Origin of the sequence: Pseudomonas sp. ANT_H12B (assembly GCF_008369325.1) — a bacterium.
Lineage (GTDB): Bacteria > Pseudomonadota > Gammaproteobacteria > Pseudomonadales > Pseudomonadaceae > Aquipseudomonas.
Genome location: NZ_VOBI01000019.1, coordinates 44,662 through 60,241 on the forward strand (window position 1 = coordinate 44,662; position 15,580 = coordinate 60,241).

17 protein-coding genes are annotated in these 15,580 nt (G+C 58.2%); 10 read left to right on the plus strand and 7 right to left on the minus strand.

Annotated features, from left to right (window positions below; genetic code table 11):
• Position 1: 1 nt before the first annotated feature.
• Positions 2–769: a MarR family transcriptional regulator gene (locus FQ185_RS24310; protein WP_149419642.1), complete on the minus strand. Its 768-nt coding sequence runs from the start codon at positions 767–769 to the stop codon at positions 2–4.
• Between the two features lie 489 nt (positions 770–1,258).
• On the opposite strand from FQ185_RS24310, the gene FQ185_RS24315 reads away from it, so the two are divergent.
• The gene (locus FQ185_RS24315) at positions 1,259–1,573 is read left to right on the plus strand and encodes a DUF3077 domain-containing protein (RefSeq protein ID WP_149419643.1); all 315 of its coding nucleotides are present in this window, start codon (positions 1,259–1,261) and stop codon (positions 1,571–1,573) included.
• A gap of 200 nt (positions 1,574–1,773) precedes the next feature.
• Here FQ185_RS24315 and FQ185_RS24320 read toward each other — a convergent pair whose 3' ends face one another.
• Positions 1,774–3,675: a potassium transporter Kup gene (locus FQ185_RS24320; protein ID WP_149419644.1), complete on the minus strand. Its 1,902-nt coding sequence runs from the start codon at positions 3,673–3,675 to the stop codon at positions 1,774–1,776.
• A 276-nt stretch (positions 3,676–3,951) separates the two neighbouring features.
• Between FQ185_RS24320 and rimO the strand changes: the two genes are divergently transcribed.
• From rimO to tsaA, 6 genes are all read left to right on the plus strand, one after another.
• Positions 3,952–5,289, plus strand: a complete 1,338-nt coding sequence (gene rimO / locus FQ185_RS24330) for a 30S ribosomal protein S12 methylthiotransferase RimO (RefSeq protein ID WP_064676142.1) — start codon at positions 3,952–3,954, stop codon at positions 5,287–5,289.
• 112 nt (positions 5,290–5,401) lie between these two features.
• Positions 5,402–5,875: a GNAT family N-acetyltransferase gene (locus FQ185_RS24335; RefSeq protein ID WP_149419646.1), complete on the plus strand. Its 474-nt coding sequence runs from the start codon at positions 5,402–5,404 to the stop codon at positions 5,873–5,875.
• 186 nt (positions 5,876–6,061) lie between these two features.
• Entirely contained in the window at positions 6,062–6,772 is a 711-nt protein-coding gene (locus FQ185_RS24340; protein ID WP_149419647.1) for an rRNA pseudouridine synthase, read from the plus strand.
• Between the two features lie 76 nt (positions 6,773–6,848).
• Complete coding sequence (locus FQ185_RS24345; protein ID WP_149419648.1) at positions 6,849–7,319, plus strand: DUF1456 family protein; 471 nt, start codon at positions 6,849–6,851, stop codon at positions 7,317–7,319.
• A 136-nt stretch (positions 7,320–7,455) separates the two neighbouring features.
• Positions 7,456–8,226 (plus strand): SDR family oxidoreductase, encoded by a 771-nt coding sequence (locus FQ185_RS24350; protein ID WP_149419649.1) that lies wholly within the window; start codon positions 7,456–7,458, stop codon positions 8,224–8,226.
• 185 nt (positions 8,227–8,411) lie between these two features.
• Complete coding sequence (gene tsaA, locus FQ185_RS24355) at positions 8,412–9,110, plus strand: tRNA (N6-threonylcarbamoyladenosine(37)-N6)-methyltransferase TrmO (RefSeq protein WP_149419650.1); 699 nt, start codon at positions 8,412–8,414, stop codon at positions 9,108–9,110.
• A 111-nt stretch (positions 9,111–9,221) separates the two neighbouring features.
• On the opposite strand, the gene fpr is transcribed toward tsaA, so the two are convergent.
• Positions 9,222–10,001 carry a ferredoxin-NADP reductase gene (gene fpr, locus FQ185_RS24360; RefSeq protein ID WP_149419651.1) on the minus strand — a complete coding sequence of 260 codons (780 nt, stop codon included), beginning with the start codon at positions 9,999–10,001 and terminating at the stop codon, positions 9,222–9,224.
• 140 nt (positions 10,002–10,141) lie between these two features.
• On the opposite strand from fpr, the gene FQ185_RS24365 reads away from it, so the two are divergent.
• On the plus strand, positions 10,142–11,068 hold the full coding sequence (locus FQ185_RS24365; protein ID WP_149419652.1) for a LysR family transcriptional regulator: 927 nt from the start codon (positions 10,142–10,144) through the stop codon (positions 11,066–11,068).
• Here the strand turns inward: FQ185_RS24365 and FQ185_RS24370 are convergent.
• From FQ185_RS24370 to FQ185_RS24380, 3 genes are all read right to left on the minus strand, one after another.
• Positions 11,065–11,427 carry a diacylglycerol kinase gene (locus FQ185_RS24370; protein WP_008060649.1) on the minus strand — a complete coding sequence of 121 codons (363 nt, stop codon included), beginning with the start codon at positions 11,425–11,427 and terminating at the stop codon, positions 11,065–11,067. The genes FQ185_RS24365 and FQ185_RS24370 overlap by 4 nt on opposite strands.
• A 75-nt stretch (positions 11,428–11,502) precedes the next feature.
• Positions 11,503–12,153 (minus strand): response regulator transcription factor ErdR, encoded by a 651-nt coding sequence (gene erdR, locus FQ185_RS24375; protein WP_149419653.1) that lies wholly within the window; start codon positions 12,151–12,153, stop codon positions 11,503–11,505.
• Positions 12,154–12,362: 209 nt separating this feature from the next.
• Complete coding sequence (locus tag FQ185_RS24380) at positions 12,363–13,121, minus strand: tRNA-uridine aminocarboxypropyltransferase (RefSeq protein ID WP_149419654.1); 759 nt, start codon at positions 13,119–13,121, stop codon at positions 12,363–12,365.
• Positions 13,122–13,310: 189 nt separating this feature from the next.
• Between FQ185_RS24380 and FQ185_RS24385 the strand changes: the two genes are divergently transcribed.
• Positions 13,311–13,736, plus strand: coding sequence for a PA3611 family quorum-sensing-regulated virulence factor (locus FQ185_RS24385; RefSeq protein WP_149419655.1), 426 nt, complete (start codon positions 13,311–13,313; stop codon positions 13,734–13,736).
• Here FQ185_RS24385 and FQ185_RS24390 read toward each other — a convergent pair whose 3' ends face one another.
• Positions 13,737–13,937, minus strand: coding sequence for a hypothetical protein (locus FQ185_RS24390; protein ID WP_149419656.1), 201 nt, complete (start codon positions 13,935–13,937; stop codon positions 13,737–13,739). It lies immediately after the preceding gene.
• Positions 13,938–14,423: 486 nt separating this feature from the next.
• Between FQ185_RS24390 and FQ185_RS24395 the strand changes: the two genes are divergently transcribed.
• Positions 14,424–15,542 carry a TIGR00730 family Rossman fold protein gene (locus tag FQ185_RS24395; protein ID WP_149419657.1) on the plus strand — a complete coding sequence of 373 codons (1,119 nt, stop codon included), beginning with the start codon at positions 14,424–14,426 and terminating at the stop codon, positions 15,540–15,542.
• Positions 15,543–15,580 lie beyond the last annotated feature (38 nt).

Here is a 15,580-nt window from a genome sequence, read left to right on the forward strand (position 1 = left end):
GTTATTTCAGCCCCATCCCTGCTTTTAGAATGCCAACCGCCACACCACACTCTCGCGGGCCGCCAAGACGGATCGCATCAACAAGCGCTAGATAGTGATAAAGGATTCTGTCCTTCTTCACCGCTTCCGGCACAGTTTTGTAGAGCGGCTCTATCGCCTGACCACGCTCAGTTCCGAGTGCATCAGGCCAAACCGGAATCAGCCCGCCCGCGCTCTTGATGCTTTTGGACAGCGCTGGTGCTGCGAAGCCTGTTGGAATACCGCGAACCATTGCGCCCGGCTTCACGGGAAAAAAGTATTTCAGAGCGTGCTCGGTGATTTTCAGCAGCTCTCGCCGATTAACTTTCGCAAGCCCGGTGTCGTAGTCATTGGTCAGCAATCCAGACTCGCGACATCTTGCCATGGAGTTGGAAATCTCACTTTTGCTTAGCCCAAGAGACGCTGACAACGCACGCAACGAGTAAGCTTCACTCCAGCCCGTCAGCGGCGCAGAAGGGACGGATTCCGACCACCCCTCCCATCCATCCTCCTCGCCCAAGGGTGAGTCGAACTCCCGGCGGTGGAATACCATGTCTTCACCACCAGTAAGGTAGGTGGCTAGCGACTCCCCTACTCGCCCCCCTGCCGTCATTCGATTTATCTGCTGGGGCTTCAACAATTCCTCAACCCTGTTCGAATTCGACTCAGATTCCATCTTCCCAAAGAGGTTTTCTTCCCGGGCGTGCAGGCTGGCCATTTTAAACAAAAGCAAAATATCTTGACTCTTCATGAAGCTAAAAACTCCAAGTGTCCACATTCCATAAAACGTGGACATTTGTCTCATTGAGAATATCGAGCCGTCAAGACCTTCCGATATTTATCAGGTTTCACCGGGAAACCTGCCCCGCCGCGTTTAGTTTTGTTTTGTTTACTTCAAGGTGTCGCATATCGGATGACACCCGCAGACCTTGTAGGCAAACTCCGAATTTCGCTTTTGGGCACTTTGATGCCTTGTTGCGCTTTTCTTCGACGGGATACTCTCCGGACGTCGCTGACCATTCAGCGATCGGGTGTGGTAACCCGGCGAAACCAGCGCAACAGCGCCTTCATCCCGAACACAGGCATTTTTAATGTCTGCGATCTCGAGTTATGGCGGCTGTGCGTGGGACGCCCTCGGGCGTGCCGGTTTCCTTGGTTCCCGGTTTACCACCCTGCGTACAGCTGCCTCCCTTCCGTGTGGTAACGGAAATGGCAGCTCCTCGAACCCAGGAATAAAACCATGACCAAAACAAATCCATCAGAACCTGACGAACTGAAAACCATAGGCCTCACCCCCTTCATCTACTGCTCGAACCAGGCACTGTTCCGTGTCAGTCGAGACGTACCCCTCGGCAATGCGCTAGCCATGGCCTCTGATTTTCTGTTCCTTGCCAAGGAGCTGACCAAAGATGCTGCCTACGCCCGAGACACCGACCGACATGCCTGGGCCGCGCATTACCTGACAGCAATGAGTAAGGCCGTGATTGATGATGTGGTGAAGGTACTGACGCCGCCACCGCCACCTGCCCGGACAAAAGCCGAATCTAAAAAATAGCGGCCCGAAAGCAAATAACACCACAGCCCTTGTGGGAGCGAGCCTGCTCGCGATAGTGCTCTGCCAGTCAACATCAATGTTGAATGTCAGGTCCTCATCGCGAGCAGGCTGCTCCCACAGGGGGATAGCAAGTGGATTCAAGTCATCAGACACAAAAAAACCCCCGCTACCTCAAGGCAGCGGGGGCTTTTTGTTGTGGCTTACATCTCTACCTGAGTACCCAGCTCAATCACCCGGTTCAGCGGCAGGTTGAAGAAGCGCAAATTGCCGTTGGCGTTCTTCAACATGAAGGCAAACAACGCCTCGCGCCAACGGGCCATGCCTTCAAGCTTGGAGGCGATGACCGTCTCGCGGCTGAGGAAGTAGGTGGTGCGCATCGGACTGAAGTCCAGGTCATCGAGATGACACAGCTTCAGCGCTTGCGGCACGTCCGGCTCGTCGACGAAGCCAAAGTGCAGGATCACCCGGAAGAAGCCTTCGCCGTGGGATTCGACCTCGAAACGCCTTGATGCCGGCACCCGCGGGATGTCTTCGTACACCACCGTCAACAGCACCACTTGCTCGTGCAACACCTGGTTATGCAGCAGGTTGTGCAACAACGCGTGAGGTACGGCGTCTGGCCTCGCGGTCAGGAACACTGCAGTGCCCTGGACGCGATGCGGTGGTTGCACGGCGATACTGCTGATGAAAATCGGCAGCGGCAGCCCGCCTTCGTCCATGCGTTCCACCAGCAGTTGCTTGCCGCGTTTCCAGGTGGTCATCAGCACAAACAGCGCAATACCGGCAATCACCGGGAACGCCCCACCCTGAACGATTTTCGGCACGTTGGCAGCGAAGTACAGACCGTCTACCAACAGGAAACCGATCAACAGCGGAACCGCGAGGATCGGTGGCCATTTCCACAGCAGCAATATCACCGCCGACACCAGGACGGTGGTCATTAGCATCGTGCCCGTCACGGCCACGCCGTAAGCCGAGGCCAGCGCGCCGGAGGACTCGAAGCCCAGCACCAACAGGATGACGCCGACCATCAGCGCCCAGTTCACCGCGCCGATGTAGATCTGACCCTGCTCGGCACTGGAGGTGTGCTGAATGTGCATGCGTGGAATGTAACCGAGCTGAATCGCCTGACGGGTCAGGGAGAACGCACCGGAAATCACCGCCTGAGAAGCAATCACCGTGGCCAGGGTCGACAACCCCACCAACGGAATCAGCGCCCAACTCGGTGCCAGCAGGTAGAACGGGTTGCGCGCGGCTTCCGGGTCACCGAGCAGCAACGCGCCCTGGCCGAAGTAGTTCAGCACCAACGCCGGCAGCACAAGGATGAACCACGCACGGGCAATCGGCTTGCGACCGAAGTGGCCCATGTCGGCGTACAGCGCTTCGGCACCGGTCAATGCCAGCACTACCGCGCCGAGAATCGCCACGCCCATGCCCGGGTGCACGATGAAGAAGCGCACGCCCCACACCGGGTTCATTGCTTTCAACACTTCCGGGTGCTGCATGATGCCGTAGACACCCAGCGCCCCCAGCACCACAAACCAAGTGACCATGATGGGGCCGAACAGGATGCCGATCCGCGCGGTACCGTGACTCTGAATCAGGAACAGTGCCACCAGCACGATCAACGACAGTGGCACCACCCAATGGTCGATACCCTCGAAAGCCAGTCCCAGGCCTTCAATCGCCGAGAGCACAGAGATCGCCGGAGTGATCATGCTGTCGCCATAGAACAGCGCCGCGCCGATCAGCCCGCAGACCACCAGCAAAGTGCGCAACTTCGGATGCCCGGCCGCAGCCCGCCGAGCGAGGGCGGTCAAGGCCATGATCCCGCCTTCGCCCTGGTTGTCGGCGCGCAGCACGAACATCATGTACTTGATCGTCACAACCCAGATCAGCGACCAGAAGATCAGTGCCAGAATTCCCAGCACCCCGTCATGATTGACGGGCACACCATAGCCACCGGAAAACACTTCTTTGAGGGTGTACAGCGGGCTCGTGCCGATATCGCCATAAACCACCCCGACCGCCGCGACCAGCATGCCGATCGGCTTCGCCGCCGAATGCTCGGCGCCCGCCGCGTGACTACTTGCCTGACCCATCCACCACTCCCACTACTCATATAAGAAGCACTATGCTTTGCCGTGCAGCATGCGCTGTTTTACATCACGTTACAGACGTTTCATTGACTGTAAAAAATCGGTAAAGCGTAACGGCGCGAAGCATAGCGCAGCACTCGTCGTATTTCCCTGCATAAAGCTGGTCAAGTGCGCCTCTCATCGCTAGAATTGCGCACTTTTTGATCAGAGGCGCAGTAAAGCGCCCGTCAGTCGCCTTGCCGATCTCGGCTGGAGGCGTCACAAATACCGAGGTTAGACATGTCCACCACTCCTGCGCCGGCCAATCCAAAGGTTGGCTTCGTATCCCTGGGTTGCCCCAAAGCACTGGTCGACTCCGAGCGCATCCTTACCCAGCTGCGCATGGAAGGCTATGACGTTGTGTCCACGTATCAGGACGCTGACGTCGTGGTGGTCAACACCTGCGGCTTCATCGACTCGGCCAAGGCTGAGTCTCTGGAAGTGATCGGCGAAGCCATCAAGGAAAACGGCAAGGTCATCGTGACCGGCTGCATGGGCGTCGAAGAAGGCAACATTCGCAAAGTTCACCCGAGCGTGCTGGCCGTGACCGGTCCGCAGCAGTACGAGCAAGTGGTCAACGCCGTGCACGACGCCGTGCCCCCGCGCCAGGATCACAACCCGCTGATCGACCTGGTGCCGCCGCAAGGCATCAAGCTGACCCCGCGCCACTACGCCTACCTGAAGATTTCCGAAGGCTGCAACCACAGCTGCAGCTTCTGCATCATCCCGTCGATGCGTGGCAAACTGGTCAGCCGCCCGGTCGGTGACGTGCTCGACGAAGCCCAGCGCCTGGTCAAGGCCGGCGTCAAAGAGCTGTTGGTGATCTCGCAAGACACCAGCGCCTACGGCGTCGACGTGAAATACCGCACCGGTTTCTGGAACGGCGCGCCGGTGAAAACCCGCATGACCGAACTCTGCGAAGCCCTGAGCACCCTCGGCGTCTGGGTTCGCCTGCACTACGTTTACCCGTACCCGCACGTCGATGAGCTGATTCCACTGATGGCCGCCGGGAAAATCTTGCCGTACCTGGACATCCCGTTCCAGCACGCCAGCCCGAAAGTCCTGAAAGCCATGAAACGCCCGGCCTTCGAAGACAAGACTCTGGCGCGCATCAAGAACTGGCGCGAAATCTGCCCGGACCTGATCATCCGCTCGACCTTCATCGTCGGCTTCCCCGGCGAAACCGAAGAAGACTTCCAGTACCTGCTGAACTGGCTGACTGAAGCCCAACTGGACCGCGTTGGCTGCTTCCAGTACTCGCCAGTCGAAGGCGCACCAGCCAACCTGCTGGACGCAGCCATCGTGCCGGATGACGTCAAGCAGGACCGCTGGGACCGTTTCATGGCGCACCAGCAAGCCATCAGTTCGGCACGCCTGCAAATGCGCGTCGGCCGTGAAATCGAAGTGCTCGTCGATGAAGTCGACGAGCAAGGCGCGGTCGGCCGCTGCTTCTTCGATGCCCCGGAAATCGACGGCAACGTATTCATCGACAACGGCAGCAACCTCAAGCCAGGCGATAAAGTCTGGTGCAAAGTGACCGACGCCGACGAATACGACCTGTGGGCTGAACAGATCTAAACGCAAAAAATACGAAAAGCCCTGCTCTCTTGACGAGATGCGGGGCTTTTTTACGTCTATCGTTTTGTGAGGAAAGGATTCTCGACATTCACAGGAAAAGGGGCAGCCGGCCATGCGCCAACATTCGGTCATCCTCACGCCGAAACAGAGCGACTACGAAGAACTGACTCAGGTCTGGGAAGCCTCCGTGCGCGCCACCCATGACTTTCTGCCGGACAGCTACATCGAACTGTTGAAGAACCTGGTGCTGACGCGCTACCTCGATGCGGTGATGCTGATCTGCACCAAAGACCCGCGCCAGCGCATCACCGGGTTCGCCGGGGTCGCGGCGGGCAAGATCGAAATGCTCTTCATCGACCCGGCTCATCGCGGCCAGGGGTTGGGCAAGCAGTTGCTGCGCTATGCCATGGAACACCTGAATGCCAATGAACTGGACGTCAACGAACAGAACCCGCAAGCGCTGGGGTTTTACTTCAAACAGGGCTTTGAGGTGATCGGTCGCTCCGAGCATGACGGCATGGGCCAACCTTATCCGCTGCTGCATATGCGCTTGCGCCAAAACCAGCAGCATTCACAACATGGCTGACACAACGCGGAACAATGTGGGAGCTGGCTTGCCTGCGATGCAGACGACGCGGTGTGTCATTTGTACCGGGGTGATGCCATCGCAGGCAAGCCAGCTCCCACAAAAAGCCGCCTGGCGCAAATGGACCCGCGATTAACCGGCGCCAGGCAGGTACAATGCACACCCCTTTTTTGTTACGGCCCTGTCATGACTGACCCGATTCGTCTCTCCAAACGCCTCATCGAACTCGTCGGCTGTTCCCGTCGGGAGGCTGAGCTGTTCATCGAGGGCGGCTGGGTCACCGTGGACGGTGAGGTCATCGACGAGCCGCAGTTCAAGGTCGACAGCCAAAAAGTCGAGCTCGATCCGCAAGCCACAGCCACCGCGCCGGAGCCGGTGACCATCCTGTTCAACGTTCCGGTGGGCATGGATGCGGACACCGCCATGGCGACCATCAGCGCCGAGACCCTGAGCGAAGAACACCGCTTCAGCAAACGTCCGCTCAAGGGCCACTTCCTGCGCCTGACCGCCAGCACCGACCTGCAGGCCAACGCCAGCGGTCTTTTGGTGTTCACCCAGGACTGGAAGATCCTGCGCAAACTCACTGCCGACTCCGCCAAGATCGAGCAAGAGTATGTGGTCGAGGTCGAAGGCGACATGGTGGCTCACGGCCTCAACCGCCTGAACCACGGTCTGACCTACAAGGGCAAGGAACTGCCACCGGTCAAAGCCAGCTGGCAGAACGAAAACCGCCTGCGTTTTGCGATGAAGAACCCACAACCGGGCGTGATCGCCCTGTTCTGCCAGGCCGTCGGCCTGAAGGTTGTCGCCATCCGTCGCATCCGCATCGGTGGCGTGTCCATCGGCAAAGTGCCGTTGGGGCAATGGCGCTACCTGTCCGGCAAAGAGAAGTTTTAAGAACTTTTCACGCCGCCACACATTTCGGCGCCGCTGCTTATGCGGCGCCCACTGCTGAATACCAGGATTGCACACCATGATTCATAACGACGTACTGCGCAGCGTGCGCTACATGCTCGACATCAGCGACAAGAAAGTCATCGAGATCATCAAGCTCGGCGGCATGGACGTCAGCCTGGAAGACCTGTTGACGTACCTCGACAAGAAAGAGGAAGACGAGGAAGGCTTCGTACGTTGCCCGGACGAAGTCATGGCGCACTTCCTCGATGGCCTGGTGATCTTCAAGCGCGGCAAGGACGAAAGCCGTCCGCCGCAGCCGATAGAAACCCCGGTGACCAACAACATAATCCTGAAGAAACTGCGTGTGGCCTTCGAACTGAAGGAAGACGACATGCACGCGATCCTCAAGGCCTCCGAGTTCCCGGTGTCCAAGCCTGAGCTGAGCGCGCTGTTCCGCAAGTTCGGCCACACCAACTACCGTGCGTGCGGCGATCAGTTGCTGCGCAACTTCCTCAAGGGCCTGACCCTGCGCGTACGCCCGCAATAAGTGCGCGCCGGCCTTGAAGCTGCAACATGCAGCTCAAGGCCTGGCCGTATAGACCCTCATTCCTCGCAAAAATAGTGGCTCCGCTTCCGGCGGCTGACGACTAGGGTGTATTGACCCTCAGCCCTCAGGACTCGCCATGCACTCCTACTTTTCCCTGCAAGGCCGCACCGCTCTGGTGACCGGCGGCACTCGCGGTATCGGCAAAATGATCGCCAAGGCCTATGTCGAGGCCGGCGCCACCGTGTACGTCTGCGCCCGGGATGCCGAAGCCTGTCAGCAAACCGCCAATGAGCTGAGCGCCTTCGGGGTTTGCCACGGCGTGGCCGCCAACCTGGCCCATGAAGAAGGGGTGCAGCAACTGGCCACGCGCCTGGGTGAGCAGATCACTCATCTGGATATTCTGGTGAATAACGCCGGCACCACGTGGGGCGCGCCGCTGGAGAGTTACCCGGTCAAAGGCTGGGAGAAGGTCATGCAGCTCAACGTGACGTCGGTGTTCAACTGCATCCAGCAATTTTTGCCGCTGTTGCGCAAGGCTGGTTCCGACGCCAATCCGGCGCGGATCATCAACATCGGCTCGGTGGCGGGCATTTCCTCCTTTGGCGAACAGGCTTATGCCTACGGGCCGAGCAAGGCCGCCCTGCATCAATTGTCGCGGATTCTGGCGCGGGAACTGGTGAGCCAGCACATCAACGTCAACGTCATTGCACCGGGGCGCTTCCCGAGCAAGATGACACAGCACATCGGCAATGATGAGCAGGCGCTGGCCGACGACACGGCGCTGATTCCGATGAAACGCTGGGGCCGGGAGGAAGAGATGGCGGCGCTGGCGATCAGTCTGGCGAGCAAGGCCGGGGCTTACATGACCGGGAACATCATTCCACTGGATGGTGGGTTTAGTCTCTGAGATTGGCGGTGCGGCCATCGCGAGCAGGCTCGCTCCCACAGGGGTCTGCTGTGACCACGACATTTGTGCCCGCCACAAATCAAATGTGGGAGCGAGCCTGCTCGCGATGGCGGATTGTCAGGCGCCACCGGTCTTCCGGTCGATCGGGTTATCATGCCCGCCCTCATCCCGCTTCGACCAAGACCATGACCTACAGCGTTTCCCCCATCGGCTTCGTGCGCTCCTGCTTCAAGGAGAAATTCGCCATCCCGCGACAACCGCAACTGGCTCCGGCCGCTCGCGGCGTGCTGGAGCTGGTGGCGCCGTTCGATCAGGGTGATGCGGTGCAGGGGCTGGAGCAGGTCAGCCATGTCTGGCTGCTGTTCCTGTTCCATCAGGCTTTGGAAGAAAAGCCACGGCTGAAAGTTCGCCCGCCTCGCCTCGGCGGCAACAAATCCATGGGCGTGTTCGCCACCCGCGCGACCCATCGGCCCAATGGCATCGGCCAGTCAGTGGTGAAACTGGACAAGGTCGAAGCCAATCGGCTGTGGATATCGGGCATAGACCTGCTCGACGGGACGCCGATTCTCGACATCAAACCCTACGTTCCCTATGCCGACATCATCGACACAGCGTCCAACAGCATCGCCAGCGCCGCGCCACAATTGATTCCCGTGCAGTGGACGGATACAGCGCTGCAACAGGCTCATGCCCATGCTCAGCGTCTTGAGGAGCCGTTGGTTGAACTGATCGAGCAATGCCTGGCACAAGACCCACGTCCGGCGTATCAGAATCCTGCACCGGAACGGGAATACGGTGCGCAGTTCTGGGATCTGGACGTGCGTTGGCATTACCCCGAAGCCGGGGTAATTCGCGTCCTCGAAGTTATCCCCGTGAATGCTTGAACGCCGAAAACGAAAAAGCCCGCGCTGCCTTCTCAGGCAACGCGGGCTGATCGTTCCCACGCTCCGCGTGGGAATGCATCCAGTGACGCTCTGCGTCACCCAAACAACTGCTTACTTCTCGACGAACGCACGCTCGATCAGGTAATCACCCGGCTCGCGCATCCGCGGCGAAACTTTCAGGCCGAAGCTGTTCAATACTTCGCTGGTCTCGTCGAGCATGCTCGGGCTGCCGCACAGCATGGCGCGGTCGTCCTGCGGGTTGATCGGTGGCAGACCGATGTCGCTGAACAGCTTGCCGCTGCGCATCAGGTCGGTCAGGCGACCTTCGTTCTCGAACGGCTCGCGGGTCACGGTCGGGTAGTAGATCAGCTTGTCACGCAGGGCGTCGCCGAAGAACTCGTTCTGCGGCAGGTGCTCGGTAATGAACTCGCGGTAAGCGACTTCGTTGACGTAACGCACGCCGTGGCACAGGATCACTTTTTCGAAACGCTCGTAGGTTTCCGGGTCCTGAATGACGCTCATGAATGGCGCCAGGCCGGTACCGGTGCTGAGCAGGTACAAATGTTTACCAGGCTTGAGGTCATCCAGCACCAGCGTGCCGGTAGGCTTCTTGCTGATGATGATCTCGTCGCCTTCCTTCAAATGCTGCAGTTGGGAAGTCAGTGGACCATCAGGCACCTTGATGCTGAAAAACTCGAGATGCTCTTCCCAGTTCGGGCTGGCAATCGAGTAAGCGCGCATAAGCGGCCGGCCGCTGGGCTGTTGCAGGCCGATCATCACGAACTGACCGTTCTCGAAGCGCAGGCCCGGATCACGGGTGCACTTGAAGCTGAACAGAGTGTCGTTCCAGTGATGAACACTGAGGACACGCTCGTGGTTCATGTTGCTCATGTACGTGGGACTCCTGGAGATTTGGTCTGCGCCTGCTCTACGAAAATAGAACCAGCCGTGCGCAATTGCATCGCATTCTAATGGCAGCCACAATATCTGTTAACTGGATTATTAAGATAAGGGTTATCGGTTATATAGATATGCGATTTACTCTCCGTCAACTTCAAGTATTCGTCGCCGTCGCCCAGCAGGAAAGCGTATCCCGTGCTGCGGGTCTGCTCAACCTCTCACAATCGGCAGCGAGCACCTCAATCACCGAGCTAGAGCGTCAGTCCAGCTGTCAGCTGTTCGACCGCGCCGGCAAACGGCTGAGCCTCAACGCCCTCGGCAAACAGTTGTTGCCACAAGCGGTGGCGTTGCTTGACCAGTCCAAGGAAATCGAAGACCTGCTCAACGGCAAGACCGGTTTCGGTTCTCTGGCGGTCGGCGCGACCCTGACCATCGGCAATTATCTGGCGACGTTGTTGATCGGTAGCTTCATGCAGCGCCATCCTGAAAGCCAGGTGAAGCTGCACGTGCAGAACACTGCCAACATTGTGCAACAAGTCGCCCACTATGAAATTGATCTGGGTCTAATCGAAGGCGATTGCAGCCACCCGGACATCGAAGTGCAGAGCTGGGTCGAGGATGAGCTGGTGGTGTTTTGCGCCCCCCAGCATCCACTGGCCAAACGCGGCACGGCGACCATGGAAGAACTGACCCACGAGGCCTGGATTCTGCGGGAACAAGGTTCGGGCACGCGGCTGACCTTTGACCAGGCCATGCGTCATCATCGCAGCGCGCTGAACATCCGCCTGGAACTGGAACACACCGAAGCGATCAAGCGCGCGGTGGAGTCAGGTTTGGGGATTGGCTGCATTTCGAGACTGGCGCTACGCGACGCTTTCCGCCGTGGCAGTCTGGTACCGGTGGAGACTCCGGATCTGGACCTGGCGCGGCAGTTCTATTTCATCTGGCATAAACAGAAATATCAGACGTCGGCAATGCGCGAATTCCTCGACCTGTGCCGCGCGTTCACCGCCGGGGTTCAGCGCAGCGACGAGATCGTTCTGCCCACCATCGCTTAAAGCAGGATCACCGCCCACACCAGCGCGATCATGGTCAACGCCACCAGCTGCGCGGCGCTGCCCATGTCTTTGGCGTTCTTGGACAGCGGGTGCAATTCAAGGGAAATGCGGTCGATGGCCGCTTCCACCGCCGAATTGAGCAACTCGACGATCAATGCCAGCAGACACACTGCAATCAGCAGCGCCTGCTCGACACGGCTGACGTTCAGGAAGAACGACAGCGGGATCAGGATAACGTTGAGCAACACCAATTGCCGAAAAGCCGCTTCGCCGGTGAAAGCTGCGCGCAGGCCGTCCAGCGAATAGCCGGAGGCGTTGAGGATGCGTTTTAAGCCGGTTTGGCCTTTGAAAGGTGACATAGAGTAGGCAACTGACCAAAAAGGAGTGGGAAAGCTAGATCAACCAAAGTCAAAAAAGCGTGAAGGCGCCAACCCTTAGTGGCTAGAAATTGACTCAAGTTGTTGCAGAAGCAGCGCTGCCTGAGTCCGGGTTCGCACATTCAGCTTGCGGAAAATCGCCGTGACGTGAGCCTTGATCGTCGCTTCGGACACGCTCAACTCGTAGGCAATCTGCTTATTCAACAGCCCTTCACAGACCATGGTCAACACACGAAATTGCTGTGGCGTCAGACTCGCAAGGCCTTCGCTGGCGGCCTTGGCTTCAGCGGAAACGCTGACGGCTTCGAACGCCTGAGGAGGCCAGAAGACGTCGCCGTCGAGTACCGCACGTACGGCTTTCTGAATGACGCTCAGGTCGCTGGACTTGGGAATAAAGCCGCTGGCGCCGAATTCACGGGACTTCACCATGATCGAAGCCTCTTCCTGGGCCGACACCATGACCACCGGAATTTGCGGGTACTGACCACGCAGCAGCACCAATCCTGAGAAACCGTAGGCTCCCGGCATGTTCAGGTCCAGCAATACCAGATCCCAGTCGTTCTTCTCGTCCAGTCGGGTTTCGAGTTCGGCAATGCTCGCCACTTCCACCAGACGGACATCCGGGCCAAGGCCCAGGGTCAACGCTTGATGCAGGGCACTACGAAAAAGAGGGTGATCATCGGCAATCAGGATTTCGTATGTGGTCATTTTTCAAATGATCCTGTTTTTCTAACAACTCGAGGTACAGCCACGGAGCTGCACCAACAGGGCACGTTCAACGCCAATCACGTGGCTTTCACGCAAAGAATTCGGCGTGTCAAACTTTGGCCGCGCCCTAATCGGCGCCAAGCATGCCCAGCGAAACCGGGGTGGTCAAGGTGCATGGTCAGTACAGTTCTTTGCAGTATGGGCGACAATCAGCACATGACAGGGGTCGCGTTCTGCACGAAAGGCATCAGCTCCGCGTGTGCCGGGGTTGAAACGTTCATTTCAAGCTGATGCTTGGCATCGAGGTAATGCTGGCTGAACACGTCGAAATAAGCGTCCAGTGCCGATGCGGCCTCAACATCGCCCGCCAGATCCAGACACAACGCTGCCACTTCGGCCGTGCACAGGTGCTCGCTGCGGGTAGACCGGCGCAATCGGTACCGAGAGAGTTTCTCGGGGAGCAGGCTCAGGATCGGAAGCCGATCAAAATAGGGGCTTTTGCGGAAAATCTTCCGGGCTTCTGTCCAGGTAGCATCCAGCAGAATGAACAGCGGACGCTTCGAACTATCGGCGTCGACGCTGTTGGTGACACGCTCGGGTTCGACGTACTCCCCCGGAAAAACCAGGTAGGGCTGCCATTGCGGGTCGGCCAACAGTGCCAGCAATTGCTCGTCGACTTCAGTGCGCGACCAGATGAACGCATGGTTATCACGCACCACATCGGCGATCAGCCAGCCAGTGTTGCTCGGTTTGAACACTTCCTTGTTGGTCATGATCAGGCAAACGCCGGAGCGGGTCTGAACCTGCGGACGCCAGGCGCACAGGCAGTGACTCTCGATCACACGGCAGGCCCGGCAGCGCGGCGCCCTCCAGCCACGGGCCTGAATCGGCTTGATGCCCTCCTCTTCTCGTTCATCACGCAAGCGGGCTACGGCGTTCAACGCAAAGGGCGTGGTTGAATGGGTCATCGCGGGCAAGACCTGCGGGGAAAGAAAATCGACACGAAAAGCACTCGACAGGGCAAAAAGTGCCGGCAGTTTATCAGAGCGTTCGGTGCAAGCCTGTACCGTCCAGACCTCGTCCCCTATAATTCGCCGCCACTGAACGCACAGTCATGTGGCTGGTCGAACCACCAGTCACTGAACCAGGAGAGTTTCATGCTGCGCCTTATCGTTCCCACCGCTGCCATTTTGCTGGCGTCGTCCTTCAGCGCTCAGGCTGCTTCCTTGAGTGAGCAGAATCTCAACAGAGAGCTACGAAACGTCGCCACACAAAGCAGTGCTGGTACTCCACGGGCGATCAACGAAGACATTCTTGATCAGGGCTACACCGTCGAAGGCAACACGCTGATCAACCATCTAAGCGTACAAAGCAGCCACGCCAACAAGATGCGTGCCGACCCCAAAGCCGTGTATTTCCAGCTTGGCGCCTCTGTATGCAACAACCCATCGTTCCGCAAACTGATGGCCAAGGGCGCCGTCATGCGTTACGACTTCACTGAGGTGAAGACCAACCGCTCGGTCGGCTCCGCCAGCTATCAGGAATCAGACTGCCCGAAAGCTGCCCCGACCAAGAAGAAATAATTACCGGGAGTTGGCGCGCCGTTGTTCATCCTCGGCGCGCAGTTCTGCCAACAGCGCCTGCAAATAACGTGAGCGTCGATCGGCCCCCTCCAAACGCCGGCAACACTCCTCTTCAAGACTCAAATGATTGGTCTCGGCTGATGACTTGAGTAATCGATACAGTTGCGTATCGATCTCCAGCTCCAGAATGACTCTGGTCATTGCTACCGCCTCCCTGCACTTCGCCCCTGCTTGAAGAGCGATAAAATCCTTAACCGCTTGTACGTGCGTCCTGCCTTTGACGCAAAGTTGTCGTGTCACGCCTGTAACTTAGTAAATCAGAGTGGCGCACACTCGGCTGGCGTTCAGACGAGCGGTGAAATCACCTTGCAAATCATCATTAAGCGGTTGCCAGGAAAGAGTTTGCGGCGCAATGATCAAGTCAGCGCAAATCTCTGCGAGGGTCTAGATTCATAGTGTTCCCGTTCAATTTTCGAGGCAGGAAAAGGGGCTGCCCGTTGCGCGTCTTGTTGTGCGAACGTTTCTTTCATCCAAGGGAAAAACAGAGCCTGTATGGATGACTCGATTGCAACCCGGGTCAAGTAAAGCGCCCAGGCACGGGCTTGGGCAGACAGCGACACACGAGGTGTCGTGGCACCGACGACAGCTTTGTCGGGGCCGAAGGTTCTGTGCAGAAGGAGAAGTTGAATGCCTTACCAACCGAATGACCTCCTAAGCCGTCATTTTGAAGAAAGCGGCCACGACCTCACCAGCAAGGTCGAAGAGCAACTCAACCTGGTTTCACCCAACAGCCCGAACATCCCGATTTACCGCGACATGATCCTGACCGTGCTGCGCATGGCCCAGGAAGACCACAATCGCTGGAATGCAAAGATTACCCTGCAAGCCCTGCGTGAACTGGAGCACGCCTTCCGTGTGCTGGAGCAGTTCAAGGGGCGGCGCAAAGTCACCGTTTTCGGTTCAGCCAGAACACCGATAGAACACCCGCTGTATGGTCTGGCCCGAGAACTCGGCGCCGCGCTCGCGCGCTCCGACCTGATGGTCATCACCGGTGCCGGTGGCGGCATCATGGCAGCGGCGCACGAAGGTGCTGGCCTGGCACACAGCCTGGGATTCAATATCACCCTGCCCTTCGAGCAACATGCCAATCCCACCGTTAACGGCACAACCAATCTGTTGCCCTTCCACTTCTTCTTTACCCGCAAACTGTTCTTCGTCAAAGAAGCTGATGCGCTGGTCCTGTGCCCTGGCGGTTTCGGCACCCTGGATGAAGCGCTGGAAGTGCTGACGCTGATCCAGACCGGCAAAAGCCCGCTGGTACCGGTGGTGCTGCTGGACGCTCCGGGCGGCAGGTTCTGGCAAGGCGCACTGGATTTCATCCACCATCAACTGGAGGAAAATCGCTACATCCTGCCCACCGACATGAAACTCGTGAGCCTGGTCTATAGCGCTGAAGAAGCGGTAGAGCAGATCAACCAGTTCTACAGTAATTTCCATTCCAGTCGCTGGCTCAAGCATCAGTTCGTGATTCGCATGAATCACAAACTCAGCGACCAGGCACTCGAATACATGCAGGAGGCATTCGCCGACCTGTGTTTAAGCGATCATTTCCATCAGCATGCCTACAGCGGCGAAGAGCACGACGAGCCGCAGTTCAGCCATCTGGCGCGACTGGCCTTTACCTTCAACGCCCGTGATCACGGACGTTTGCGGGAATTGGTGGACTACATCAACCTGCCGGAAAACTGGGCGCAGTCCAAACCCCAGGCGCAACAGCGCACGCGGGAACCCTCCAAGGTTATTTAATGCAAAAAAACGGCCCGCTATCGAGCGAGCCGTTTCAG

What these genes read in the sequence shown, in the direction of transcription:
- FQ185_RS24310 (WP_149419642.1), bottom strand. Translation starts at nt 769, where the DNA reads ATGAAGAGTCAAGATATTTTGCTTTTGTTTAAAATGGCCAGCCTGCAC.
- FQ185_RS24340 (WP_149419647.1), top strand. Translation starts at nt 6,062, where the DNA reads ATGACTGACCCGATTCGTCTCTCCAAACGCCTCATCGAACTCGTCGGC.
- FQ185_RS24390 (WP_149419656.1), bottom strand. Translation starts at nt 13,937, where the DNA reads ATGACCAGAGTCATTCTGGAGCTGGAGATCGATACGCAACTGTATCGA.
- FQ185_RS24350 (WP_149419649.1), top strand. Translation starts at nt 7,456, where the DNA reads ATGCACTCCTACTTTTCCCTGCAAGGCCGCACCGCTCTGGTGACCGGC.
- FQ185_RS24370 (WP_008060649.1), bottom strand. Translation starts at nt 11,427, where the DNA reads ATGTCACCTTTCAAAGGCCAAACCGGCTTAAAACGCATCCTCAACGCC.
- FQ185_RS24380 (WP_149419654.1), bottom strand. Translation starts at nt 13,121, where the DNA reads ATGACCCATTCAACCACGCCCTTTGCGTTGAACGCCGTAGCCCGCTTG.
- erdR (WP_149419653.1), bottom strand. Translation starts at nt 12,153, where the DNA reads ATGACCACATACGAAATCCTGATTGCCGATGATCACCCTCTTTTTCGT.
- tsaA (WP_149419650.1), top strand. Translation starts at nt 8,412, where the DNA reads ATGACCTACAGCGTTTCCCCCATCGGCTTCGTGCGCTCCTGCTTCAAG.
- FQ185_RS24335 (WP_149419646.1), top strand. Translation starts at nt 5,402, where the DNA reads ATGCGCCAACATTCGGTCATCCTCACGCCGAAACAGAGCGACTACGAA.
- FQ185_RS24315 (WP_149419643.1), top strand. Translation starts at nt 1,259, where the DNA reads ATGACCAAAACAAATCCATCAGAACCTGACGAACTGAAAACCATAGGC.
- rimO (WP_064676142.1), top strand. Translation starts at nt 3,952, where the DNA reads ATGTCCACCACTCCTGCGCCGGCCAATCCAAAGGTTGGCTTCGTATCC.
- fpr (WP_149419651.1), bottom strand. Translation starts at nt 10,001, where the DNA reads ATGAGCAACATGAACCACGAGCGTGTCCTCAGTGTTCATCACTGGAAC.
- FQ185_RS24320 (WP_149419644.1), bottom strand. Translation starts at nt 3,675, where the DNA reads ATGGGTCAGGCAAGTAGTCACGCGGCGGGCGCCGAGCATTCGGCGGCG.
- FQ185_RS24385 (WP_149419655.1), top strand. Translation starts at nt 13,311, where the DNA reads ATGCTGCGCCTTATCGTTCCCACCGCTGCCATTTTGCTGGCGTCGTCC.
- FQ185_RS24345 (WP_149419648.1), top strand. Translation starts at nt 6,849, where the DNA reads ATGATTCATAACGACGTACTGCGCAGCGTGCGCTACATGCTCGACATC.
- FQ185_RS24365 (WP_149419652.1), top strand. Translation starts at nt 10,142, where the DNA reads ATGCGATTTACTCTCCGTCAACTTCAAGTATTCGTCGCCGTCGCCCAG.
- FQ185_RS24395 (WP_149419657.1), top strand. Translation starts at nt 14,424, where the DNA reads ATGCCTTACCAACCGAATGACCTCCTAAGCCGTCATTTTGAAGAAAGC.